The organism is Nonomuraea fuscirosea, assembly GCF_035917475.1.
Classification (GTDB): domain Bacteria; phylum Actinomycetota; class Actinomycetes; order Streptosporangiales; family Streptosporangiaceae; genus Nonomuraea; species Nonomuraea fuscirosea.
In genome coordinates this window covers 2751875-2774896 of the sequence record NZ_CP109074.1, presented here as the reverse complement: position 1 = coordinate 2774896, position 23022 = coordinate 2751875, and the positions used below count along the sequence as shown (strand labels likewise).

At 72.1% G+C, this 23022-nt stretch carries 20 protein-coding genes and 1 pseudogene; 9 read left to right on the top strand and 12 right to left on the bottom strand.

Features of this window, described 5'->3' with window-relative positions:
- Positions 1 to 9: 9 nt before the first annotated feature.
- The 5 genes from OIE67_RS12485 to OIE67_RS12465 all read right to left on the bottom strand — a co-directional run bounded on the left by OIE67_RS12485 (position 10) and on the right by OIE67_RS12465 (position 5400).
- Positions 10 to 1011: a proline racemase family protein gene (locus tag OIE67_RS12485; protein ID WP_326639682.1), complete on the bottom strand. Its 1002-nt coding sequence runs from the start codon at positions 1009 to 1011 to the stop codon at positions 10 to 12.
- Complete coding sequence (locus OIE67_RS12480; RefSeq protein WP_326639680.1) at positions 1008 to 1901, bottom strand: dihydrodipicolinate synthase family protein; 894 nt, start codon at positions 1899 to 1901, stop codon at positions 1008 to 1010. Before OIE67_RS12480 ends, OIE67_RS12485 begins: the two co-directional genes overlap by 4 nt.
- A 25-nt stretch (positions 1902 to 1926) precedes the next feature.
- The gene (locus OIE67_RS12475) at positions 1927 to 3657 is read right to left on the bottom strand and encodes an FAD/NAD(P)-dependent oxidoreductase (protein ID WP_326639678.1); all 1731 of its coding nucleotides are present in this window, start codon (positions 3655 to 3657) and stop codon (positions 1927 to 1929) included.
- A gap of 83 nt (positions 3658 to 3740) precedes the next feature.
- Positions 3741 to 3983: a (2Fe-2S)-binding protein gene (locus tag OIE67_RS12470; RefSeq protein WP_219912407.1), complete on the bottom strand. Its 243-nt coding sequence runs from the start codon at positions 3981 to 3983 to the stop codon at positions 3741 to 3743.
- Between the two features lie 88 nt (positions 3984 to 4071).
- On the bottom strand, positions 4072 to 5400 hold the full coding sequence (locus tag OIE67_RS12465) for an NAD(P)/FAD-dependent oxidoreductase (RefSeq protein WP_326639674.1): 1329 nt from the start codon (positions 5398 to 5400) through the stop codon (positions 4072 to 4074).
- Positions 5401 to 5407: 7 nt separating this feature from the next.
- On the opposite strand from OIE67_RS12465, the gene OIE67_RS12460 reads away from it, so the two are divergent.
- Entirely contained in the window at positions 5408 to 6403 is a 996-nt protein-coding gene (locus OIE67_RS12460) for a COX15/CtaA family protein (RefSeq protein ID WP_326639672.1), read from the top strand.
- 100 nt (positions 6404 to 6503) lie between these two features.
- On the opposite strand, the gene OIE67_RS12455 is transcribed toward OIE67_RS12460, so the two are convergent.
- The 4 genes from OIE67_RS12455 to OIE67_RS12440 form a co-directional block, all read right to left on the bottom strand.
- A complete protein-coding gene (locus tag OIE67_RS12455; RefSeq protein ID WP_326639670.1) occupies positions 6504 to 7703 on the bottom strand; it encodes a PrsW family intramembrane metalloprotease in 1200 nt (399 codons plus the stop codon).
- A complete protein-coding gene (locus OIE67_RS12450) occupies positions 7690 to 8685 on the bottom strand; it encodes a cation diffusion facilitator family transporter (RefSeq protein ID WP_326639668.1) in 996 nt (331 codons plus the stop codon). The genes OIE67_RS12455 and OIE67_RS12450 overlap by 14 nt, the downstream gene beginning before the upstream one ends.
- Positions 8682 to 9065 (bottom strand): ArsR/SmtB family transcription factor, encoded by a 384-nt coding sequence (locus tag OIE67_RS12445; protein WP_106251496.1) that lies wholly within the window; start codon positions 9063 to 9065, stop codon positions 8682 to 8684. The genes OIE67_RS12450 and OIE67_RS12445 overlap by 4 nt, the downstream gene beginning before the upstream one ends.
- Before the next feature lie 64 nt (positions 9066 to 9129).
- The gene (locus OIE67_RS12440; RefSeq protein WP_106251497.1) at positions 9130 to 10074 is read right to left on the bottom strand and encodes a heme o synthase; all 945 of its coding nucleotides are present in this window, start codon (positions 10072 to 10074) and stop codon (positions 9130 to 9132) included.
- A gap of 384 nt (positions 10075 to 10458) precedes the next feature.
- Between OIE67_RS12440 and tkt the strand changes: the two genes are divergently transcribed.
- The 6 genes from tkt to pgl all read left to right on the top strand — a co-directional run bounded on the left by tkt (position 10459) and on the right by pgl (position 18516).
- On the top strand, positions 10459 to 12489 hold the full coding sequence (tkt, locus tag OIE67_RS12435; RefSeq protein ID WP_326645341.1) for a transketolase: 2031 nt from the start codon (positions 10459 to 10461) through the stop codon (positions 12487 to 12489).
- Positions 12490 to 12497: 8 nt separating this feature from the next.
- Positions 12498 to 13589, top strand: a complete 1092-nt coding sequence (tal, locus tag OIE67_RS12430) for a transaldolase (protein ID WP_106251501.1) — start codon at positions 12498 to 12500, stop codon at positions 13587 to 13589.
- A complete protein-coding gene (locus OIE67_RS12425) occupies positions 13589 to 15202 on the top strand; it encodes a glucose-6-phosphate isomerase (RefSeq protein ID WP_326645338.1) in 1614 nt (537 codons plus the stop codon). The genes tal and OIE67_RS12425 overlap by 1 nt, the downstream gene beginning before the upstream one ends.
- A gap of 73 nt (positions 15203 to 15275) precedes the next feature.
- Positions 15276 to 16805 carry a glucose-6-phosphate dehydrogenase gene (gene zwf, locus OIE67_RS12420; RefSeq protein ID WP_326645336.1) on the top strand — a complete coding sequence of 510 codons (1530 nt, stop codon included), beginning with the start codon at positions 15276 to 15278 and terminating at the stop codon, positions 16803 to 16805.
- Positions 16805 to 17719, top strand: coding sequence for a glucose-6-phosphate dehydrogenase assembly protein OpcA (locus OIE67_RS12415; protein WP_326639664.1), 915 nt, complete (start codon positions 16805 to 16807; stop codon positions 17717 to 17719). The genes zwf and OIE67_RS12415 overlap by 1 nt, the downstream gene beginning before the upstream one ends.
- A gap of 23 nt (positions 17720 to 17742) precedes the next feature.
- Positions 17743 to 18516, top strand: a complete 774-nt coding sequence (gene pgl / locus OIE67_RS12410; RefSeq protein ID WP_326645334.1) for a 6-phosphogluconolactonase — start codon at positions 17743 to 17745, stop codon at positions 18514 to 18516.
- Between the two features lie 109 nt (positions 18517 to 18625).
- Here the strand turns inward: pgl and add are convergent, their stop codons facing one another.
- On the bottom strand, positions 18626 to 19666 hold the full coding sequence (add, locus tag OIE67_RS12405; RefSeq protein WP_326639662.1) for an adenosine deaminase: 1041 nt from the start codon (positions 19664 to 19666) through the stop codon (positions 18626 to 18628).
- 99 nt (positions 19667 to 19765) lie between these two features.
- On the opposite strand from add, the gene OIE67_RS12400 reads away from it, so the two are divergent.
- Complete coding sequence (locus OIE67_RS12400) at positions 19766 to 20512, top strand: class I SAM-dependent methyltransferase (protein ID WP_326639661.1); 747 nt, start codon at positions 19766 to 19768, stop codon at positions 20510 to 20512.
- A gap of 53 nt (positions 20513 to 20565) precedes the next feature.
- On the opposite strand, the gene OIE67_RS12395 is transcribed toward OIE67_RS12400, so the two are convergent.
- Positions 20566 to 21435: an oxidoreductase gene (locus OIE67_RS12395; RefSeq protein WP_326639659.1), complete on the bottom strand. Its 870-nt coding sequence runs from the start codon at positions 21433 to 21435 to the stop codon at positions 20566 to 20568.
- A 160-nt stretch (positions 21436 to 21595) separates the two neighbouring features.
- Complete coding sequence (locus OIE67_RS12390) at positions 21596 to 22378, bottom strand: hypothetical protein (protein WP_326639658.1); 783 nt, start codon at positions 22376 to 22378, stop codon at positions 21596 to 21598.
- Positions 22379 to 22451: 73 nt separating this feature from the next.
- Between OIE67_RS12390 and OIE67_RS12385 the strand changes: the two are divergent.
- Positions 22452 to 22868 (top strand): annotated as a pseudogene (locus tag OIE67_RS12385) (Clp protease N-terminal domain-containing protein); the annotation flags it as partial.
- Positions 22869 to 23022 lie beyond the last annotated feature (154 nt).

Below are 23022 nucleotides of genomic sequence, written 5' to 3'. Positions count from 1 at the left end.
GCCGCCCCCTCACAGCTCGAATCCGGCGGGGAACGGGTCACGCGGGTCGAGGAAGTACTGGGCGGTGCCGGTGATCCAGGCCCGCCCGGTGATCGAGGGCAGGACGGCGGGCCGCCCGCCCACCTCGGTCTCCTCCAGCACCCGGCCGATGAACCGGGTGCCGATGAACGACTCGTTCACGAAGTCGCGGCCGATCGGCAGTTCGCCGCGGGCGTGCAGCTGCGCCATGCGAGCGCTGGTGCCGGTGCCGCAGGGCGAGCGGTCGAACCAGCCGGGGTGGATGGCCATGGCGTGCCGCGAGTGGTGCGCGTCGGAGCCGGGGGCGGTGAAGTAGACGTGGTGGCAGCCGCGGATGCGGTCGTCCTCGCGGTGGACGGGCTCGTCGGCGGCGTTGATCGCCTCCATGGTGGCCAGGCCGGCCGCGATGATCTCGTTCTTGGCCTTGCGGTCGAACGGCAGACCGTAGCGGTCCAGGTCGACGACGGCGTAGAAGTTGCCGCCGTACGCGAGGTCGTACGGGATCTCCCCGAACCCCGGCACGCTCACCGAGGCGTCCAGCCGGTCGCAGTAGGAGGGCACGTTGCGCAGCGTCACGGACATGGCCATGCCGTCCTCGACCTCGACGTCCACCTCGACGAGCCCGGCGGGCACCTCCAGGCGCACGGTCGTGACCGGCTCGACGACCTCGACCATGCCGGTCTCCACCAGCACGGTCGCCACGCCGATGGTGCCGTGGCCGCACATCGGCAACAGCCCCGACACCTCGATGAACAGCACGCCGTAGTCCGCGTCCGGCCTGGTCGGCGGCTGCAGGATGGCGCCGCTCATGGCCGAGTGGCCGCGCGGCTCGGTCATCAGCAGGGTACGGATGTGATCGAGGTGGTCGCGGAAGTACACGCGCCGCTCGGCCATGCTCTTGCCCGGGATCACGCCGATGCCGCCGGTGATGACGCGGGTCGGCATGCCCTCGGTGTGGGAGTCGACGGCGTGGAAAACGCGCTTGGTCCTCATCGCAGCCCTTCTGCCAGTGCCTTCTCGGTCGCCGCCCGCACGATAGCCTCCTGCTCGCCGGTCAGCGGCTGCCGGGGCTGCCGGCACGGGCCGCCGTGCCGGCCGGCGACGTCCATGGACAGCTTGATGGCCTGGACGAACTCGGTCTTGGAGTCCCAGCGCAGCAGCGGGTGCAGGGCCCGGTAGAGCGGCAGCGCCGTCTCCAGGTCGCCGGCCACCGCGGCGCGGTAGAGCGCGACGCTGGAGGCGGGCAGCGCGTTGGGGTAGCCGGCGATCCAGCCCACCGCTCCGGCCAGGGCCAGTTCGAGCAGCACGTCGTCGGAGCCGATCAGCAGGTCGAGGCCGGGTGCCAGTTCGGCGATCTCGTACGCGCGGCGTACGTCCCCGGTGAATTCCTTGACCGCCACGATCAGCCCCTCCTCGTGCAGCCTGGCCAGCAGCGCCGGGGTGAGGTCCACCTTGGTGTCGTGGGGGTTGTTGTAGGCCACGACCGGCACGCCCGCCTTGGCGACCTCCCGGTAGTGCTCGACGACCGAGCGCTCGTCGGCGCGGTAGGCGTTCGGCGGCAGCAGCAGCACCGAGCCGCAGCCGGCCTCGCCCGCCTGCTCGGCCCAGCGGCGCGACTCGGCGGCGCCGTACGCGCCCGCCCCGGCCATCACGGCCGGCCCGCCGACGACCTCGACCGCGGTCTCGATCACCTTCGTGCGCTCCTGCGGGGTGAGCGTCTGGTACTCGCCGAGCGACCCGTTCGGCACGACACCGTCACAGCCGTTGGCGACCAGCCACCGGCAGTGCTCGGCGTAGGCGTCGTAGTCGACCGACAGGTCCTCGCGCAGGGGCAGCGCGGTGGCCACCATGACGCCGTGCCAGGGCTTGCTGCGGTTGTCCATCGGGAAGTCCTCCATGTCGCGGGGGTCAGTGAGCGGAGTGTTCGCCGGCGCCGTCATGGCGCCCGCCGTCGTGAGGCCGGCCGTCGCGGGGCCCGCCATCGTGTGGGCCGTCGCCGTGTGGGCCGTCGCCGTGGGGCCCGCCGGTGCCGAGGCCGTCGCTTTGGGGGCCGTCGCTTTGGGGGCCGTCGCTTTGGGGGCCGTCGCTTTGGGGGCTGCCGCCGTCGGGGTCGGGGTGCGAGGTGCCGGGGGCCTCGATCGTGGCGAGCGCGCCGAGGGTGACGGGCTGGGCGATGGGGCGGCGGGGCGGCTGGGGCGGCTCGCCGGCCAGGCAGGAGACGGCGTAACCACAGATGCGGCCCTGGCACCAGCCCATGCCGGGACGGGCCAGGAGCTTGATCGAACGCGCGTCGGTGGCACCGAGCCGCTGCGCCTCGCGTACACGCGCCAGCGGCACCTCCTCACACCGGCACACGATCGTGTCGTCCCGCAACCACCCCTGCCAGCCGGGCCGGATGGGATAGGCCCGCTGCAACGCCTCCCCGAAAGCCCGCCACCGCTCCCTACGCCGAGCAAGCACACCGTCCGGGCCCCGGCGACCAGAACCCGCGTCCCGGGCACCGCCACCACGACCCGGACCGGCGTCCCCGGAGACGGCACCACGGCCCAGACCCACGTCTGCGGCGCTGACACCACGGCCCAGGCTGAGCGTCGCGTCCCCGGCGATGGCGCGGCCCGCGAGGCGGCCCTCCAGTTCGGCCAGCCGCCATCCGCCCACGCCCACGGGTTCGCCGGCCGCCCACACGCCGGGGACGCTCGTGCGCAGGGTCGCGTCCACGGCCAGTACGGGGCTGCCGTCCACGTCGTGCCTGGTCGCGCAGCCGAGTTGGGTCCCGAGCTCGATCTGCGGGACGAACCCGTAGCCGACGGCCAGGGCGTCGCAGCGGACGACGCGGGTGGCGAGAACGTTCCAGCCGGCGTCGAGGCGGGCCACGGTCACGGCCTCCACCTCGGTGTCCCCGTGGGCGGCGATCACCGCCTGACGGGTGCGGTACGGCACCCGGTGCCGGGCCAGCGCGGCCGCGTACCCCGCCGCCTCGCCGGCCTTGCCCAGGGCGAGCAGCGGATGCCGGGCCAGCCCGAGCCCGCCGTTGGCCTCGTACACACCGAGCACCCGCGCCCCCGCCCCGGCCAGCCCGGTGGCCACCGGCAGCAGGAAGGGCCCGGTGCCGGAGACGACGACCCTCCGCCCCGCCAGAACTCCGCCACCCTTGAGCAACGCCTGTGCACCACCGGCGGTGAGCACCCCAGGCAGATCCCAGCCCGGGAACGGCAACGGCCGGTCATGCGCCCCGGTGGCGATCAACAACCGCCGCCCCCGCAACACCACGGCCCGCTCCCCGCCGGCACCCACGCCACCGGAGCTCGACGGATGGGGTGGTGTGGCCGGTGCGCTGGTCAGGCAGTGGACGGTCAGGGTGCCGTCCGGGTCGCGGGAGACGTTCCAGACCTGGTGCCGTGACAGCACGTCGGCGCGGGCGGTGAGAGCGTCGGCCTGCCGCAGGAACCGGGCGAGCCCGGCCCCCGGCCCGGGCCCTTCCTTGGGCACGGGTGCGTGCCGGAAGTACTGGCCGCCGAGCCGCGGCCCGGAGTCCACCAGCGCCACGCTCAGCCCGGCCAGCGCCGCCGTCAGCGCGCCCGCCACACCGGCGGGCCCGCCGCCGACCACCACGAGATCGTACGTCACGGAATCGGTCACACGGTCAGTCACAGGGCCGGTCACAGGGCCGGTCACAGGGTTGGTCGCGCTCCCAGTCTCAGGGCCGTTCATGGGGTCGTGCGTCACGCCGTCGTCACCTCGTCCCCCGGTGCGGCCTCCAGCAGGCATGCCCGCTCAGGCGCCCGCCCGTTGACCGAGATCAGGCAGTCGAAGCAGACCCCGATCCCGCAGAACAGCCCGCGCGGCCGCCCGCCGAACCGGGTGGTGCGCCACGACTTCACGCCGGCCGCGTGCAGCGCCGCGCCGATCGTCTGGCCCGGCACGACGGGAACGCTGCGCCCGTCGACGGTGATGTGAAAGGTCACACGTCCTCCCCTGGAACGTGGCGGGTCACATTGGGCTCCTCCGCCGGGGCAGGGCAAGTCACGAATGCCTCCGCCGGGGTGAGGGGGGTCACGAAGTCTCCTCGGTGAAGCGGTCCGGGCGGAAGGGGGTCAGGTCCAGGTCGGGCTGTTCGCCGGTGAGCAGCTGGGCCAGGAGATGTCCGGTGGCCGGGGCGAGCCCGATGCCGGCCCCCTCGTGGCCGCACGCGTGGTACAGCCCGGGCACGCGCGGATCGGCCCCGATGACGGGCAGGTGGTCGGGGCAGTACGGCCGGAAGCCGCAGTACGACCTGATGGCCCGGACCTCGCGCAGCGCGGGGAAGAGCGCGACGGCCTGGGCCGCCAGCCGCGACAGGACGGGCACCGACGTCGTCCGGTCGAACCCGACCCGCTCCCTGCTCGCCCCGATGAGCACGGTCCCCGCGGGCGTGCCCTCCACGACGGCCGAGGTCTCCAGGCCGGCGGAGTCGCTGGCCACGTTGGTCACGTAGGCGGCGGTGTAGACCTTGTGCCGGATGAGCGGCTCGCGCAGCGGCTGGGTGACGAGGATGAACCCGCGCCTGGGCAGGATCGGCAGGTGGGCGCCCGCGAGCGCGGCGATCTGCCCGCCCCAGGTGCCGGCCGCGTTGACGACGGCGTCACCGAGGACGTCTCCCTGGGAGGTGCGCACACCGGTCACCCGCTCACCGGAGCGAAGGAAGCCGGTGACCTCGACGCCGAGACGCAGCCGCACGGTGCCATGCCCGTTGTCGCGCCCGTGGCCGCGCTCGTTGTCGCGCCCGTAGCCGCGCTCGTTGTCGTCCCCGTAGTCGTCCCCGTAGCCGTGCCCGTAGTTGTGCCCGTAGTCGCCGGCGCCGCGCCGGAGCAGGGTGGCGGCGGCCAGCATGGGCTGCACCTGCGCATCCTGCGGGTAGTAGACGCCGCCGGCCAGCCCCTCGGCCAGGTGCGGCTCATGGTCGCGCAGCTCGGACGCCCCCACGAGCGCGTACTCCACGCCCTGCTCGGCGGCCAGCCCGGTGAGCTGCCGCTGGACGTCCTCGGTCTCGGCGACGACCAGCCCGCCCTTGGCCTCGAACTCGAACCCGCCCGGCTCGGCGAGCGTGCGCCACAGCCGGTTCGACAGCACGGCCAGCTCCAGCTCGGGCCCCGGTTCCTTGTCGGACACCAGGATGTTGCCCTCGCCCGAGCCCGTCGTGCCGCCCGCCACGGGCCCGCGGTCGACCACGGTCACGTCGAGGCCCGCGCGCGCGGCGTAGTAGGCGCAGGCCGCGCCCACGACTCCGGCGCCGACGACGATCACGTCGGACATCACCACCTCCTCCCAGTAATATGTCACATACCTTGAGGTCTTGAGAAGCCTGTTCCCGGTGGCAGGACCGGTGGGCCCGGCCCCTACCATCGATGACGTGAAGCTACCCACGGACCACCCCAACCTCTTCGTGCGTTTCCTGCTGTCCTTCTGGGCACCCACGACTCGCTCGCTGCGCGGCTGGGCGCTGGCGTCCGTGGTGGTCAACGCGGGGATCACGGTGACCGGGGCGGGCGTGCGCGTCACCGCCTCCGGGCTCGGCTGCCCGACCTGGCCGAGGTGCACGCCCGACAGCTTCGTGCCGGTGGCGCACCCCGAGGTGTCGCCGCTCAACATGGCCGTGGAGTTCGGCAACCGGCTGCTGACCTTCCTGGTGCTCGCGGTCGGCGTCGCGTGCGTGCTGGCCGCGCTGCGGCTGGCGCCGCGCCGGGTCTCGCTGGTGCGCCTGGCCTGGTTGCAGCCGGCCGGCATCGTGGCCCAGGCGCTGTGGGGCGGGCTGGTCGTCAACACGATGCTCAACCCGTTCACCGTCGGCACCCACTACCTGATCTCCAGCGGCCTGATCGCCGTCTGCTGGCTGCTGTACGCGCGCGCGGGCGAGGGCGACGGCCCCCTGCGCCGGGTGACCCACCGCGACATCCGCAGGCTCGGCCACGTGCTGCTGGCCGCGGCGTTCGCGCTGCTGGTGGCCGGGGTCGTGGTCAGCGGCACGGGGCCGCACTCGGGCGACGAGATGGCCTCGCGCTTCGACCTCGACATCGAGGCCGTGGCCCGCTTCCACGCCGACCTGGCCTACCTGGTGGTGGGGCTGACGTTCGCGCTGCTGTTCGCCCTGCACGTGACCAACGCGCCGAGGCCCGCCAGGCGGGCGGCGCTGGCGCTGCTCGGGGTGGAGCTGCTCCAGGGCGTGATCGGCTACACCCAGTGGTTCCTGGCCGTGCCGGCCGCGCTGGTGCTGCTGCACGTCCTGGGCTCGACGCTGGTCTGGATCGCCGCCCTGCGGGTCGTCACCTCGCTGCGCGTCCGCGACGGCGAGCCCGCCCCGGTCAGCCCCTCCCCCACCGAGGCCACCGAGGCGACCGCCGCCGTCTGAGGTGATGTGCCGGGATATGCGGTGGTACGTCCGCCACTCCCCCACCCCGAAGGACGCCCGTTTCGCGAAATATGTCCGCCCCGCTCGTGCCCTGCTCCGGTCAGCCCGGCGCGCCAGGGGCGCCGGGCGCGTAGCCGGGCGGGGGTGAGCCGCGAGCCACCGACCTGGTGTGCATCGAGGGCACGGGGAAGTCGGCCCGCGCCGTGCTCATGCACTCCAGCAGCGCCCGCTGCTCCTCGTGGAAGTCGTGCTCGTCGACCATGTGCCGGGCCGCCCGCTCGTGCAGCAGCCCCAGCTCGGTGGCGGCGAGCTGGTAGTCGCGCATCGCGCGCACCCCCCGCTTGCCGCCGTAGGCGCGGGCCCACTGCCGGGCCTGGCGGCGCCGGGAGAAGGCCGAGAGCATGTAGACGTCGGCCTGGGTGACGAGCTTGGTCGGCTCGTACGGCGGCAGATACCGCTGGATGAGCGCCACGATGCGCCGCCGGTCCTTGAAGACCACGCCGATGAGCACGACCAGGACGACCAGCAGCACCAGGTAGGCCACGACGAGCCCGGGGAAGCCGCCGTAGGAGGCCAGGCCGTTCCACAGCCCGTGCAGGATCATCGCCCCCGACCAGCCGGCCAGCACGTAGCTCACCCGCTCCGGCCCGCTCCGCTGGGCCGCGTACGCCACGCCGACCCCGATCATCGAGGTGAACAGCGGATGCGCCAGCGGCGACAGGATGCCGCGCAGCACCACCGTGACGGCCAGCCCCTTGACGCCGGAGGTGGACAGCGCGCCGAGGTAGTAGCTGACGTTCTCGCTCATGGCGAAGCCGAGGCCGACCATGCTGGCGTAGATGACGCCGTCGGTCGGCCCGTCCAGCTCGGCCCGGCGGAACCTGAGCAGGCCCAGCAGCACCAGGCCCTTCATCGTCTCCTCCACCACGGGCGCGCCGAACGTGGCCGCGATGTTGCGCGCGCTGGCCTCCGACAGCTGGGCGGTGTCGATGATGTAGTGCAGGTTGAGCGAGTTGATCACACCGGCGACGAGCACCGCGACGCCCGCGCCCCACGCGAAGGCGAAGACCAGGTTGCTGCGCGGCTCCGGCTCCATCCGGTCCAGCGCCAGCACCGCCGCGAGCAGCAGCGGAACCGGCGCCAGGGCGAGGGCGAGCGCGATGAAGAACTGCACCGGAGCGCCGTTGAAGACGTCGAAGGAGAACGAGACCAGAGCGCAGATGCCGGTGAGGACCAGCCCGATGATCAACGCGAACGACGGGCGGTCCTTCAACACCCAGCGTGGATCACGGGTCGCCATACGGTGACCTTAACGGATCAGAGTGCCGGGGTCCGTGCGGGTCCTCGCAGTGCCGGTCGAGGCCGGGAATCCCGTGGTCGACCTGGAGTGTCGTGTGCCCGATGGCGAACCGTTCGTGCAGCAGGTCCGCGAGCCGGGTGCGCACCCGGTGGCAGTCGGAGCCCCTGGCCACGATCACGTGGGCCGACAGGGTCGGATAGCCACTCGTCACCGTCCAGACATGCAGGTCGTGGATCTCCTCCACGTCCGCGTCGGCGGCCAGCACCCGGCCGATCTCGTCCGGGTCCAGGTCGCTGGGCGCGGCCTGGAGCAGCACCCGGCCGGAGTCGCGCAGCAGCCCCCACCCGGCCTTGAGCATGAGGGCGGCCACGACCAGGGCGGCGATCGTGTCGGCCTGGCGGAAGCCGGTCAGCCAGACCACGAGGCCGGCCACGGCGGTGGCGATGAAGGCGTACATGTCGTTGAGCACGTGCTGGAAGGCGCCCTCGACGTTGAGGCTGCGCCGGTTCGCCCTGGACAGCAGCCAGGCCGCCAGCGCGTTGACCGCGATGCCCGCGACGGCGGTGACGACCACGATCGGGCCGTGCACCTCGGGCGGCTCCAGCAGCCTGCGCACACCCTCGTAGACGAAGTACGCCACCAGCAGCAGCAGCGTCACCCCGTTGATCTGCGCGGAGAGGATCTCGGCCCGCTTGTAGCCGAAGGTGTAGGCCCCCTTCGCCGGCCTGGCGGCGATGCGCATCGCGATCAGGGCCAGCGCGATGGCGCTGGCGTCGGTGAGCATGTGGGCGGCGTCGGAGATCAGCGCGATCGAGTTGGCGACCACACCGGCGACCACCTCGACCGCCATGTAGCCGAGGATCAGCGCCAGCGCGCCGAGGAGGTAACGCCGGTCGGCGTCCGCGCTCAGCGCATGACCGTGCCCGTGCCCGTGCCCGTGCCCGCCCCCGCGGGTCTGATCGGGCCCGTGATCGCCGCTCATCCGGTCTCCTTCAGATGCTCCCGGCTCAGGTCGAGGAGCATGCGGACGTGAGCGTCCGCCAACCGGTAGTAGATCATGCGCCCGGCTCTGCGGCTGGCCACGATGCCGGCCGTGCGGAGCAGGCGCAGCGCGTGGGAGACGGCGGTGTCGGTCACCTCGACCGCGTCGGCCAGGTCGCACACGCACAGCTCCCCCGCCTCCAGCAGCGCGTACAGCAGCCGGGCCCGCGTGGGGTCGCCGAGCAGGCGGAACAGCTCGGCCAGCCGGGTGGCCTCGTCAGGCGTCACGAGCCGGTCCCTGGTGGCCGCGACCCTGGCCGCGTCCGGCTCCGGCACGACGCATCCGTCCAGCGCCGCCACAACACCTGAAGAGCTATTCATATGTGCATGATACGAAAGAGGAAAAGCCCGGCGCAACGGCCGGGCGGTGGGCAGGACGAGAGGCTCAGGCCAGCAGCGGATCGATCGCCACGGCCAGGAACAGCAGCGCCAGGTAGGCGTTGGACCAGTGGAAGAAGCGCATCGGCCGCAGGTCGACGCCCGTCTTGCCGGCGTTGAGCCGGGCGAGCAGGCGGTGCACCTCCCACAGGCACATCGCGCCCAGCACGGCGGCCACGATCGCGTAGAACGGCGTGGTGCCCGCCACCGGCCACAGCGCCAGCGAGCACAGCACGGTGGCCCAGGTGTAGGCGATGGACTCCAGCACGACCCGCCGCTCGGTGGCCACCACCGGCAGCATCGGCACCTTGGCCGCCGCGTAGTCCTCCTTGTAGCGCATGGCCAGCGTCCAGGTGTGCGGCGGCGTCCAGAAGAACACCACGCCGAAGAGCACCAGCGGCGCCCAGTCGAGCCGCTCGGTGATGCCGGCCCAGCCGATCATCACCGGCATGCAGCCCGCGATGCCGCCCCACACGATGTTCTGGGCCGTACGCCGCTTGAGGATCATCGAGTAGACCAGCACGTAGAACAGGATCGCCGCGAGCGACAGCACCGCGGCCAGCCAGTTGGTGGTCGCCCAGAGGCCGATGGTGGACAGCACGCCCAGCACGATGCCGAAGATCAGCGCGCCGCGGGGCGAGACCTGGTGCCTGGCCAGCGGCCTGCGGCGGGTGCGGCGCATCTTCTGGTCGATGTCGCGGTCCACGTAGCAGTTGAGCGCGTTGGCACTGCCCGCCGACAGGGTGCCGAAGACCATGACCGCGATCGACGTCCACAGCGGCGGCAGGCCGCCCGCGGCGAGGAACATCACCGGCAGCGTCGTGATCAGCAGCAACTCGATGATCCGCGGCTTGGTGAGCGCGATGTAGGCCTTGATGGTCATGCCTATCGAGCGCGGCGCCTCCACCTGCGGTGAAGGGGCCGTCGCCTGCCTGTTGGTCAGCACCGTCAAGGCGCTTCCAGCCTGTGCGGAGTCAACGCGTAACCTCTGATAAGAGCGGATCCATGGGCGGGCGCCGTGACGCCCCTGCGAACAACCAAACTGTAGTCGCAGGGTCGGCCGGTCCGGCCAATGGGGGGCTTGCGCCGTACATGGACACGCGCGGGTGGAATGGGAATCGATCGCCATCTCCACTCGGTTAGGGTCCCGTGTAGGCGCGGGCCGCACAACCTGCGGCGGGCCGCCGAAGACGGTCGGCCGCGGGGCGGGAAAGCCGACCGGCACCACCACGACAACTAGATTCCGGAGATCGAGCACTTGAGCACCGAACTCGTGCCAGCCCTTGAATGGACCGACCTGGACAAGCAGGCGGTCGACGTCGTTCGAGCCCTGGCGATGGACGCAGTGGAGAAGGCGGGCTCGGGTCATCCCGGCACCGCCATGAGCCTGGCCCCCGCCGCATACCTGCTGTTCCAGCGCGTGATGCGCCACGACCCGACCGATCCCGGCTGGATCGGCCGCGACCGTTTCGTCCTGTCGTGCGGCCATTCCAGCTTGACGCTCTACATCCAGCTCTACCTGTCCGGCTACGGGCTGACGCTCGACGACCTGCGGCGGCTGCGCCAGTGGGACAGCCTGACGCCCGGTCACCCCGAGCACGGCCACACGGCCGGCGTGGAGACGACGACGGGCCCGCTGGGCCAGGGCCTGGGCAACGCGGTCGGCATGGCGATCGCGGCCCGCCGCGAGCGCGGCCTGTTCGACCCCGACGCCGCGCAGGGCGCCTCGCCGTTCGACCACCGCATCTGGTGCTTCGTCAGCGACGGCGACATCGAGGAGGGCATCAGCCACGAGGCCAGCTCGATCGCCGGCCACCAGAAGCTGGGCAACCTCATCGTCGTCTGGGACGACAACCACATCTCCATCGAGGACGACACGCAGATCGCGAAGTCCGAGGACGTGGTCGCGCGCTACCAGGCCTACGGCTGGCACACCGAGAGCGTCGACTGGACCGTGACCGGCGACTACGCCGAGGACGTCCCGGCCCTGTACAAAGCCCTTGAGGCGGCCAAGGCCGAGACCGACCGCCCGTCGTTCATCCGGCTGCGCACGATCATCGGCTGGCCCGCCCCCAACAAGCAGAACACCGGCAAGATCCACGGCTCCGCCCTGGGCGAGTCCGAGGTCGCCGCCACCAAGCAGGTGCTGGGCATGGACCCGGCCAAGACCTTCGACGTGCCGGCCGAGGTGCTCGACCACGTCCGCGGCGTCGCCCAGCGCGGCCGCGCCGAGCACGCCGAGTGGGAGAAGACCTACGCCGAGTGGCGCCTGGCCAACCCGGAGCGCGCCGCCGAGCTCGACCGCATCTCCCACCGGGAGCTGCCGGCCGGCTGGGCCACGGCGCTGCCGTCGTTCGAGAAGGGCTCCTCGGTCGCCACCCGCAAGGCCTCGGGCGAGGTGCTCAACGCGCTCGCGCCGGTGCTGCCCGAGCTGTGGGGCGGCTCGGCCGACCTGGCCGAGTCCAACAACACCACGATGAAGGGCGAGCCGTCCTTCATCCCCGAGGAGTTCCAGACCAAGGCGTTCCCGGGCAACCGCTACGGCCGCACGCTGCACTTCGGCATCCGTGAGCACGCCATGGGCGCCATTCTCAACGGCATCGCGCTGCACGGCGGCACCCGCCCCTACGGCGGCACGTTCCTGGTCTTCTCCGACTACATGCGTCCCTCGGTGCGCCTGGCCGCGCTGATGAAGCTGCCGGTCACGTACGTGTGGACGCACGACTCCATCGGCCTCGGCGAGGACGGCCCGACCCACCAGCCGATCGAGCACCTGTGGGCGCTGCGCGCGATCCCCGGGCTCGACGTGGTGCGCCCGGCCGACGCCAACGAGACGGCCTACGCCTGGAAGGCCGTGCTGGAGCACACCGACCGGCCCGCCGCGCTGGCGCTGACCCGGCAGAACCTGCCGGTCTACGAGGGCACCAGCGCCGACGGCGTGGCCCGGGGCGGTTACGTGCTGCGCGAGGCGTCCGACGGCCAGCCGAGGGTCATCCTCATCGCCACCGGCAGCGAGGTGGAGATCGCGGTCAACGGCCGCGACATCCTGGAGTCTCAGGGAATACCCACGCGAGTGGTGTCCATGCCGTGTGTCGAGTGGTTCAACGGGCAGGATTCCGCATACAGGCAGACGGTTCTGCCCTCGTCGATCCGGGCTCGCGTGGCGGTCGAGGCGGGCATCGCGCTCGGCTGGCACGCCTACGTCGGCGAGTGCGGCGAAGTGGTCAGTCTCGAACACTTCGGTGCCTCCGCCCCATACAGGACTCTGTACGAGCAGTTCGGACTGACGGCGGAGCGCGTGGCGGCCGCGGCCAAGGCGAGCCTGGCCAAGCTGGGTCAGGACAAGGGCGAGACGACGGGAAACTGAGAAAGATCATGAGCGAGAACCTCAACAAGCTGTCCGGCCAGGGCGTTGCCATCTGGCTCGACGACATCAGCCGCGAGCGCCTGCGCACGGGCAACCTCGACCAGCTGATCAAGGAGAAGAACGTCGTCGGGGTGACCTCCAACCCGACGATCTTCGCCGGTGCGCTGAGCAAGGGCGACGCCTACGACACCCAGCTGCACGACCTGGCCGTACGCGGCGTCGACGTGGGCGAGGCCGTACGCGCCATCACCACCTACGACATCCGCTGGGCCGCCGACGTGCTGCGCCCGGTCTACGACGCCAGCGGCGGCGTGGACGGCCGCGTGTCGCTGGAGGTGGACCCGCGCCTGGCCCGCGAGAGCGAGAAGACGATCGCCGAGGCCCGCGCGCTGTGGTGGCTGGTCGACCGGCCCAACCTGCTGATCAAGATCCCGGCCACGCTGGAGGGGCTGCCCGCGATCACGCAGGCGATCTCCGAGGGCATCAGCGTCAACGTCACGCTGATCTTCTCCCTGGAGCGCTACCGCGCGGTCATGGACGCCTGGCTGACCGGCCTGGAGGCGGCCCAGGCCAAGGGCCTCGACCTGGCCTCGATCGAGTCGGTGGCCTCCTTCTTCGTCAGCCGCGTCGACACCGAGATCGACAAGCGGCTCGACCAGCTCGGCAAGCCGGAGCTCAAGGGCAAGGCGGGCGTGGCCAACGCGCGCCTGGCGTACGCGGCGTTCGAGGACGTCGTCAACTCCGAGCGCTGGCAGCGCCTGCGCGCCGCCGGCGCGCGCCCGCAGCGGCCGCTGTGGGCGTCGACCGGGGTCAAGAACCCCGAATACTCCGACACCCTCTACGTCGACCAGCTCGTCGCGCCCGGCACCGTCAACACGATGCCGGAGAAGACGCTCGACGCCACGGCCGACCACGCCAACGTCACCGGCGACACCGTGCGCCCCTTCTACGAGCAGGCCTGGAACACCATGGCCGCGCTGAAGGACGCCGGCGTCGACTACGACGACGTGGTGCGGGTCCTGGAGGAGGAGGGCGTGGAGAAGTTCGAGGCGTCCTGGAACGAGCTGCTCGAGAGCGTCAGCAAGAACCTGGTTCCGTGATGGAGGTCTCTTACCGCGAGGAGGGGGTGGCCTCGGCCGCCTCCTCCGCCGCGGGGCGCCTCGTCGCCGACGGCGTGCCCGCGCGGCTCGCCGCCGGCGACCCCACGCTGTGGGGTGAGGACGCCGAGGCGGAGGCGGCGGTCAGGCTCGGCTGGCTGACGCTGCCCCGCTCCTCCCGCGAGCTGCTGCCCGTCCTGGGCGAGCTCGCGGGCCGGGCCCGCGCCGCGGGCCTGACCAACGTGGTCCTGGCCGGGATGGGCGGCTCCTCGCTGGCGGCGCAGGTCATCTGCGACACCGCCGACGTGCCGCTCACGGTGCTGGACACGAGCGATCCCGGCCAGGTGCGCCGGGCACTGGCGGAGGGGCTGGAGTCGACGGTCCTGGTGGTGTCGAGCAAGAGCGGCTCGACCGTGGAGACCGACTGCCACCTGCGGATCTACGAGCGGCTCTTCGCCGAGGCGGGCCTCGCGCCCGCCGGCCGCGTCGTGGTCGTCACCGACCCTGGCTCGCCGCTGGAGCGGCGGGCCGTGGAGGCCGGTTACGACCTGGTGCTCGCCCCTCATGGCGTGGGCGGCCGCTACTCCGCGTTGTCGGCGTTCGGGCTGGTGCCCGCCGCGCTGGCGGGGGCGGACGTGGAGCGGCTGCTCGACGACGCGGAAGAGGTGCTGCCGCTGCTGTCGCTCGACAGCGGCAACCCCGGCCTCGACCTGGGCGCGGCGCTCGCCGGCGCGGCCCTGGCCGGCCGGGACAAACTGATTCTCGAGGACCAGCTCTCGGCCATCACCGGGCTGCCCGACTGGATCGAGCAGCTCGTCGCCGAGTCCACCGGCAAGCAGGGCAGGGGGATCCTGCCCGTCGTGGCCGCCGAGCCGGCCGGGGCGGATGACGAGCTGGTCGTGGCGATCGAGTCCGACGTCGGCGACGTCCGCGTGGACGGGCCGCTCGGCGCGCAGTTCCTCGTCTGGGAGTACGCCGTCGCCATCGCCGGGACGCTGCTCGGCATCGACCCCTTCGACCAGCCGAACGTGGCCGAGTCGAAGGAGAACACCGCCGCCCTGCTGGCCCTGCCCGACCTGCCGGCCGGCGCTCCCGCGTTCGCGGACGGCCCGGTCGAGGCGTACGGGCCGGTGACGGCCAAGGACCTGCCCGGCCTGTTCGCCGAGTTGCTGGACGCGGTCCCCGATGACGGCTACCTGGCGATCACCGCCTACCTCGACCGGCTGGCGGCCTTCGACGCGCCGGTGCCCGACGGGGCCGACTTCGAGCAGATGACCGACGCCTGGATGATGGCCGACCCGGCCACGCTGCGGGCGCTGCTCGCGCTGCGCACCGAGCGGCCGGTCACGTTCGGGTGGGGGCCGCGATTCCTGCACTCGACCGGGCAATATCACAAGGGTGGCCCGCAGAACGGGGTGTTCCTGCAGATCACCGGGGCGGTGACCGAGGACGTCGCCGTGCCGGGCAGACCGTACACGCTGGGCCGGCTCCAGCTCGCGCAGGCGCTCGGCGACCTGGGGGCGCTGGATACCCGCGGGCGCCCGGCCGTACGCCTGCATTTGACCGACCGCGCGGCCGGAGTCGCGCGTTTGCTCGCAGCCGCACAGGAGGCTTGAGATGACAGACCCGGCAGCACCCGCGGAGGAGGCCGCCACCGTGGCGGCCGCCGTCGCGGGCACCGCCACCACCATGGAGGTGGCAGCCGCCAACCCGCTGCGCGACCCGCGCGACAAGCGGCTGCCCCGGGTGGCGGGACCATGTGTGATGGTGTTGTTCGGCGTGACGGGGGACCTGGCCAAGCGCAAGCTGCTGCCGGCGATCTACGACCTGGGCAACCGGGGGCTGTTGCCGCCCGGATTCTCCCTGGTCGGGTTCGCCCGGCGGGATTGGAAGGACCAGGACTTCGCCCAGTTGACGCACGACGCCGTCAAGGCCCACGCCAGGACGCCCTTCCGTGAGGAGGTCTGGAAGCAGCTGCGTGAGGGCATCCACTTCGTTCCGGGCGAGTTCTCGGACGACGGGGCGTTCGACGCGCTGGCCATGGCCTTGGCCGAGATCGACGAGACCAGGGGCACGGGCGGAAACTACGCTTTCTACCTGTCCGTGCCGCCTAAGTTCTTCCCGGTGGTGGTGGAGCAGCTCAAGCGGACGGGATTGTCCGACGCGCCCGACGGCTCGTGGCGGCGGGTGGTCATCGAGAAGCCGTTCGGTCACGACCTGCAGTCCGCGCACCAGCTGAACGAGATCACGACCTCGGCCTTCCCGGAGAGCTCGATCTTCAGGATCGACCACTACCTGGGCAAGGAGACCGTCCAGAACATCATGGCGCTGAGGTTCGCCAACAACCTCTACGAGCCCATCTGGAACCGCAGCTTCGTCGACCACGTGCAGATCACGATGGCCGAGGACATCGGCATCGGCGGCCGGGCCGGCTACTACGACGGCATCGGCGCGGCCCGCGACGTGATCCAGAACCACCTGCTCCAACTGCTCGCCCTCGTCGCCATGGAGGACCCGACCTCCTTCGACGCCTCGGCGCTGCGGCGGGAGAAGGAGAAGGTGCTCAAGGCCGTGCGGCTGCCGGCCGACCTGGGCCTCAACACGGCCCGCGGCCAGTACTCCGCGGGCTGGCAGGGCGGCGAGAAGGTGGTCGGCTACCTCCAGGAGGACGGCATCTCGGCCGAGTCCAAGACCGAGACCTACGCCGCCATCAAGCTGGAGATCGCCAACCGGCGCTGGGCCGGCGTGCCGTTCTACCTGCGCACGGGCAAGCGCCTGGGCCGCCGGGTGACGGAGGTGGCCGTGGTGTTCCAGCGGGCGCCGCACCTGCCCTTCAGCGCCGACGACACCGAGATCCTGGGCCAGAACGCCCTGGTCGTGCGGGTCCAGCCGGACGAGGGCATCACGGTGCGCTTCGGCTCGAAGGTGCCGGGCACGCAGATGGAGGTCCGCGACGTCTCGATGGACTTCGCCTACGGGGAGTCGTTCCTGGAGTCGTCGCCCGAGGCGTACGAGCGGCTGCTGCTGGACGTGATGATCGGCGATCCGCCGCTCTTCCCGCACCAGCGGGAGGTGGAGCTGTCGTGGAAGATCCTCGACCCGATCGAGGAGTTCTGGGCCACGCAGGGCCAGCCCGAGGGCTACGAGTCAGGATCGTGGGGGCCCGAGTCGGCCGACGCGATGATGGCCCGTGACAGCCGGGTGTGGAGGAGGCTCTGATGACGACGTTCATGCTGACGGACACCACGGCCGGCAAGATCTCCGCGCAGTTCATGCACCTGCGGCACCAGATGGGCGCGCCCGCCATCGGCATGGTGCTGACGCTCGTCGTGGTCAGCGAGGAGCGGCACCAGTACGACGCGCTGCGCGCGGCCACCGAGGCGGCCCGCGAGCACCCGTCGCGCATCATCGTCGTGATCAAGCGCGAGGAGGACGAGCCCATCAGGCTCGACGCCGAGCTGCGGATCGGCGAGAACACGCCCGGCGAGGTCGTGGTGCTGCGCCTGTACGGCGAGCTCACCGAGCACGCCGACTCCGTGGTCAGCCCGCTGCTGCTGCCCGACACCCCGGTGGTGGCGTGGTGGCCGGGCGCGGCCCCCGACGTGCCCTCCAAGGACGCGATCGGGGCGCTGGCGCAGCGGCGCATCACCGACGCCAAGGGCTTCGACGACGGCGGCGTCAAGTCGCTGGTGATCAGGGCCAAGGGGTACGCCCGCGGTGACACCGACCTGGCCTGGGCCCGGCTGACGCCGTGGCGCAGCCTGCTGGCGGCCGCGTTCGACCAGCCGGTGGGCAAGGTGCGCAAGGGCGTGGTGGAGGCCTCCGCCGGCCATCCGAGCGCGCCGCTGCTGGCCGCGTGGCTGTCGGAGCGGCTGGGCACGAGCATGAAGGTCGCCGAGTCCGCCGGTCCCGGCCTGACCGCCGTGCGGCTGCAGCTGGCCGACGGCGAGCTCGCCGTGGTCAGGACCGACGCCCGGCTGGCCAAGCTGTCGCGTCCCGGCCAGCCCGACCGCAACGTGGCGCTGGCCAGGCGGCAGACCTCGGAGCTGATGGCCGAGGAGCTGCGCAGGCTCGACACCGACGAGATCTACGAGACCGCCGTCAAGCGGTTCGCGAGGACGTACAAGGGATGACGACAGTTCAAGGGATGGCGACCGTGAGCGTTCCCGGCATCGTCGTGCACCGCAACGCGGACGTCCTGGCCAAGGCCGTGGCGGCGCGGATCATCACCCGCCTGGTCGACGTGCAGTCGGCCAAGGGGTCGGCCTCGATCGTCCTGACGGGCGGCACGGTCGGCAGGGCCACGCTGGCCGCCATCGCCGCCACCCCGGCCAGGGACGCCGTCGACTGGCGGCGCCTGGACGTGTGGTGGGGAGACGAGCGGTTCGTCCCCTCGGGCGACAAGGAGCGCAACGAGACCGGCGCTCGCGAGGCGCTGCTCGACCACGTGGACGTGGATCCCGAGCGGGTCCACGTCATGCGCGGTCCCGACTCGGGCATGACGGCCGAGGAGTCAGCCGACGCCTACGCCGCCGAGCTGCGCAAGGCCGCCAGGCCCGAGGACCACGGGCCGGTCCCGAACTTCGACGTGATGCTGCTCGGCATGGGCCCCGACGCGCACGTCGCCTCGCTGTTCCCCGGCCTGCCCGCGCTCTACGACACGCGCCCGGTGGTGGCGGTGCACGGCTCGCCGAAGCCGCCGCCCACGCGCATCTCGCTGACGCTGCCCGCCATCCAGGCCTCGCGCGAGGTGTGGGTGGTGGCGGCCGGTGAGGAGAAGTCGGGCGCGGTCCGGCTGGCCCTGTCGAAGTCCGGGCCGTTCCAGGTGCCCGCGGCGGGGGCCAGGGGGCGGGGGCGGACGCTGTTCCTGCTGGACCGGGCGGCGGCGGGCAAGATCCCGCCGGGCCTGGGCCGCATCGCCTCCCCGTAACGGGGTCACGGCGGCCGGAGGGCCGCCACAGGGCCGACCCTCGGCGACCGGCCGGGGTCAGGCCCTGTGGCGGCCCTTCTACGCGCCCGGATTCCGCTGGCCGGTCCTCCTACGCGCCCGGATTCTGCGCGGCCTCCTGGCCGGTCAGCGCGTCGATCTCGTCGATGAGCAGCCGCTTGCGCTCCTCGCTCAGGTACGACGCCCGCACCCCGTTCCGCGCGAACGCCGCCAGCTGTTCCTTCCCGAATCCGAACGCCCGCGCCACCGCCCGGTACTCCGCGGCCGTCGTCGTGGCGAACATCGGCGGGTCGTCGCTGTTGAGCGTGACGAACAGCCCCTCCTCCAGCAGCCGGGGCAGCGGATGGTCCTCGATGCGGGCGACCTGGCCCGTGCACACGTTGGAGGTCGGGCACACGTCCAGCGGCAACTGCGTCTCGCGCAGGTACGCCACCAGGCGCGGATCGGACAGGCAGCTGATGCCGTGGCCGACGCGCTCGGCGCCGTAGCCGTCGATGACCTCCCAGATCGTCTCGGGGCCGCTCATCTCCCCGCCGTGGGGCACGCTGTGCAGGCCCGCCGCGCGGGCGGCCGAGAATGCCGAACGGTAGGCGTCGCGGTATTTGCCGCGTTCCTGCTCGATCCCGCCGATGCCGAAACCTACCAGCGCGGCGGGAGGTTCTTTCAGAGCGTGCTCCACGGTCACGTTGGCAGCCTCCTCGCCGTACTCGCCGGGGATGTCGAAGATGTAGGCCATCTCCACCCCGTACTCGCTGAGCGAACGGCTGGAAGCGAGGTCCAGCGCCTCGGTGACGGCGTGCATGGGCAGGCCGACCAGGTGGTGCGCGTACGGGGTGACCTGCAGCTCGGCGTACCTGACGCCTTGCGGGACGAGGTCGCGGGCCAGGCCGAGGACGAGCGTGGCCACGTCCTCGGGCTCGCGTACCAGGGAGTTGACGGCCCCGTAGACGCGGGCGAAGTGGGGGAAGTCGGTGAAGGTGTAGAAGCGGCGCAGCTCCTCCTCCGAGGTGGGCACCTCGCTGCCCGGGTGGCGGCGCGACAGCTCCAGCACGGTGGGCACCGAGGCCGAGCCCACCAGGTGCACGTGCAGTTCGACCTTGGGCAGGGCGTCGATGAAGGCGTCAAGGGTCATGCCGACGACCCTAGGGGCGGCGTTTCCCGGAAAGACAGGCTTTGGCAGCTAATCTCACATTCATTTGTCAGCTTCTCTCGCTGAGCTAGGCTGAGTCTCGTGACGGACGCCGAGGCCTACGAACGCGGCTTCGCCCGCCTCAGCTCTTACACCACCGGTCCCCTCCTCGCCCGCGTGGCGGCGAACCGCGACTCGCGCCTGCTCGACGTGGGTTGCGGCACCGGGGTGGTGACCGCGGCGGCGCTGGCGATCGGCGCCGAGGTGACGGCCGTCGACGCCGATCCCGGCATGGTCACGCTGACCGCCCGCCGTCATCCGGCCGCAACGGTACGGCCGGCCGCGCTTCCTGAGCTGCCGTTCGCGGATCAGCAGTTTGACGTGATAGCGGGAAATTTCATCATCAATCACGTGCCCGACGCCGCCGAGGCGCTCCGGGAGCTGCGCCGCGTCCTGCGGCCGGGCGGCGCGATCGGCCTGACCTGGTGGAAGTCGGACGAGATGACGGCCACCGGCGTCTTCGCCGACGCCATCGCCACCGCCGGGGTCCCCTACGAGCCGCCGGCCCGCCCCTTCACCGCCCACGACACGCCCGAGCGCTTCACCGCCCTGCTGACGGAGGCCGGTTTCAGGCAGGCCTCCGTGGAGGACGTCAGATGGCGGCACCGGGCCGGCCTGGCGGCCTGGTGGACGGACATCGTGCGGGCGGGCGGGCCCCGGTTCGCCGTCATCGGCCGTCAGCCGCCGGAGGTCGTCGAGCGGATCAGGGCCGGCTACCTGCGGCTGGCGGCGCCGTACGAGGAAAAGGGTTTCCCGGTCTGCGCCCACCTCGCCTGCGCGCACCGCTGAGACGCCCCGCCCATCCCACCTGCGCGCCGCTCAGATACGACGTTCCCGGCCCTTCAGCGGCCGGCGAGCGCTTCGTACCGCACGCCCGTCAGCTCGGCCGACACCTCCCACAGGCGCGCGGCCAGTTCCTCCGAGCGGGCCCGCTCCGACGGGACGAGCAGCTTGGCCTTGGGGCCGAAGAACTCGCCACCGCGTACGTCGGGCGAGGTAGCGGCGTACAGCGACGGGACGGCCCCCGCCGCGGCCGGCTTCAGCAGCAGCCCCACCAGCGGCTGCAACGGCCCCACCTTGACGATCCGGGTGGCCGTCGCGCCGGGGTGGGTCACCGTGCTGAGCAGGCCGACCCCCGCCTTGTCCGCCCGCCGCTGCAGTTCCAGCGCGAACAGCACGTTGGCGAGCTTGGAGCGCCCGTACGCGGCCATGCGCCCGTAGCGGCGATCCAGGCCCAGATCGTCGAAGTCGATCCGGCCCGCGTTGTGCGCGTCGCTGGACACGGTCACGACCCGGGCGCCTGGAGCGGCGGCCAGCAGCGGCAGCAGCAGCCCGGTGAGCGCGAAATGCCCCAGGTGGTTGGTGCCGAACTGCATCTCGAAGCCGTCCTTGGTCGTCCCCTTGGGGATCATGGCGATGCCGGCGTTGTTGATCAGCAGGTCGAGCTTGGGCACGCCCGCGGCGAACTCCCTGACCGAGGACAGGTCGGCGAGGTCCAGCCGCCCGTACCCGACCTGGGCCCCGGGCACCTCCCGCAGGATCCGCGCGACCGCCTCCTCGCCCCTGCCCTGGTCACGTGCCGCCACGACGACATGCGCGCCGTGCCGGGCCAGCTCCAGCGCGGTGGGGAACCCGATGCCGCTGTTGGCGCCGGTCACGACGGCCGACTTTCCGCTCAGGTCGGGCATGGAGGCGGGGGTCCAGGCGGTCATCGGCGCTCCAAACATGCGGAACCGTCTCGTAGATCAAAGACTAAACGTTCCGGACGTCCCGTAGATCACGGGCAGACGTTCAGCCGTTCCATGATCACGGCGAAGGCCCACACGTGCCGTACATCACAGCCCAACGTCCAGGCGTGCCGCGGATCGCACGCTAACGCTCCAGGCGCAGGCGGGCGTGTCGCTCCTCGCGCCGTGTCACCTCCAGCCGCTGGGTGCTGTCCTCCAGCTTCTTACGCGCCTTGGCCAGCTTCTGCTCCAGCCGCGCCACCTTCTCCGCGCGCTCGCCGTGCTCCTTCTCGACCGCGTCCAGGGCCTCGCGCCACTCGCGGTGCGCCGCCTCGGCCTCGCGCCGCTCCTTGGCCTTCCTGGCCTCGGCCGCCGCGCGCCTTTCGGCCTCCTCCGCCTGGGCCTTCTCCGTATCCTCCGTACCCCCGCGTTTCCCCTCGGCGGCGGCAGGGCGGCCGCGCGGGACGGGGGCGGGGGCGAAGCCGCTGAAGCGCAGCGGCTTGTCGAGCCGCCCGCGGCGCACCTCCTCGGCCGCGCCCGCGTCCACGACGGCGGCGTCCAGCGTCTGGTCCACCTCGGTCCCCGCGGCGGCCGACAGGCCCGCGCCCTCCCGTGCGAGCCGGCCCGCCTTCCCGGTCACCTCGCCCCGCCGCCGGGTCAGCTCGGCCAGCTCGCCCGCGTCCTGACGGTCCCAGGCCGCGCGCAGGCTCTCCCCCACGTCGAGGAGTTCGGCGAGCTCGGCGGGATGCTCGCGGGCCAGCCGGTTCACCGCCCAGGCGGAGACCGTCGGCCGGCGGAGTTTCGCGATGTCGCGCGAGAGCCGTACGTCCCCCGCGTCCTTGGCCGCGCGGGCCTCCGCCGTGCGCGCGGCGGTGAACTCGGACGGCGGCAACGCATACAGGCGGCCGGCCACCTCGTCAAGATCCACACAGGACAAATACCCCACATGGCCGGGTTTCTAGCGCATAGTGGAGGCAGGCCCAGCCGAACGGAGGCATCCGGTGTTCGAACGCTTCACCGACCGTGCGCGCAGGGTCGTCGTCCTCGCTCAGGAGGAGGCGCGGATGATGAGCCACAACTACATCGGCACGGAACACGTGCTGCTCGGCCTCATCCACGAAGGTGAAGGGCTCGCCTCGCTGGTGCTCGACAGCTGCGGCGTGGAGATCGAGCACGTACGCGCGTTCGTCGAGCGCGAGGCCGGCCACGGCAGCAAGGCGCCCAGCGGGCACATCCCGTTCACACCGCGCGCCAAGAAGGTCCTGGAGCTGTCCCTGCGCGAGGCGCTGCAGCTGCGGCACAACTACATCGGCACCGAGCACATCCTGCTCGGGCTGATCAGGGAGGGCGAGGGGCTGGCCGCCCAGGCGCTCGCGGACGCCGGCGCCGACCTGGTGGACGTGCGCCAGCGCGTGCTCGACCGGGTGGGCCGCGGCCCCAAGGAGCGCCCCACCGAGATGTTCTTCGCCGGAGGCTCCGTGCTGAGCGAGCGGCTCGCCCAGATCCAGGAGAGCCTCGCCCGCATCGAACGCCACCTCGGCATCCAGCAGCAGGAGCCGCCCGGCCGGCTCG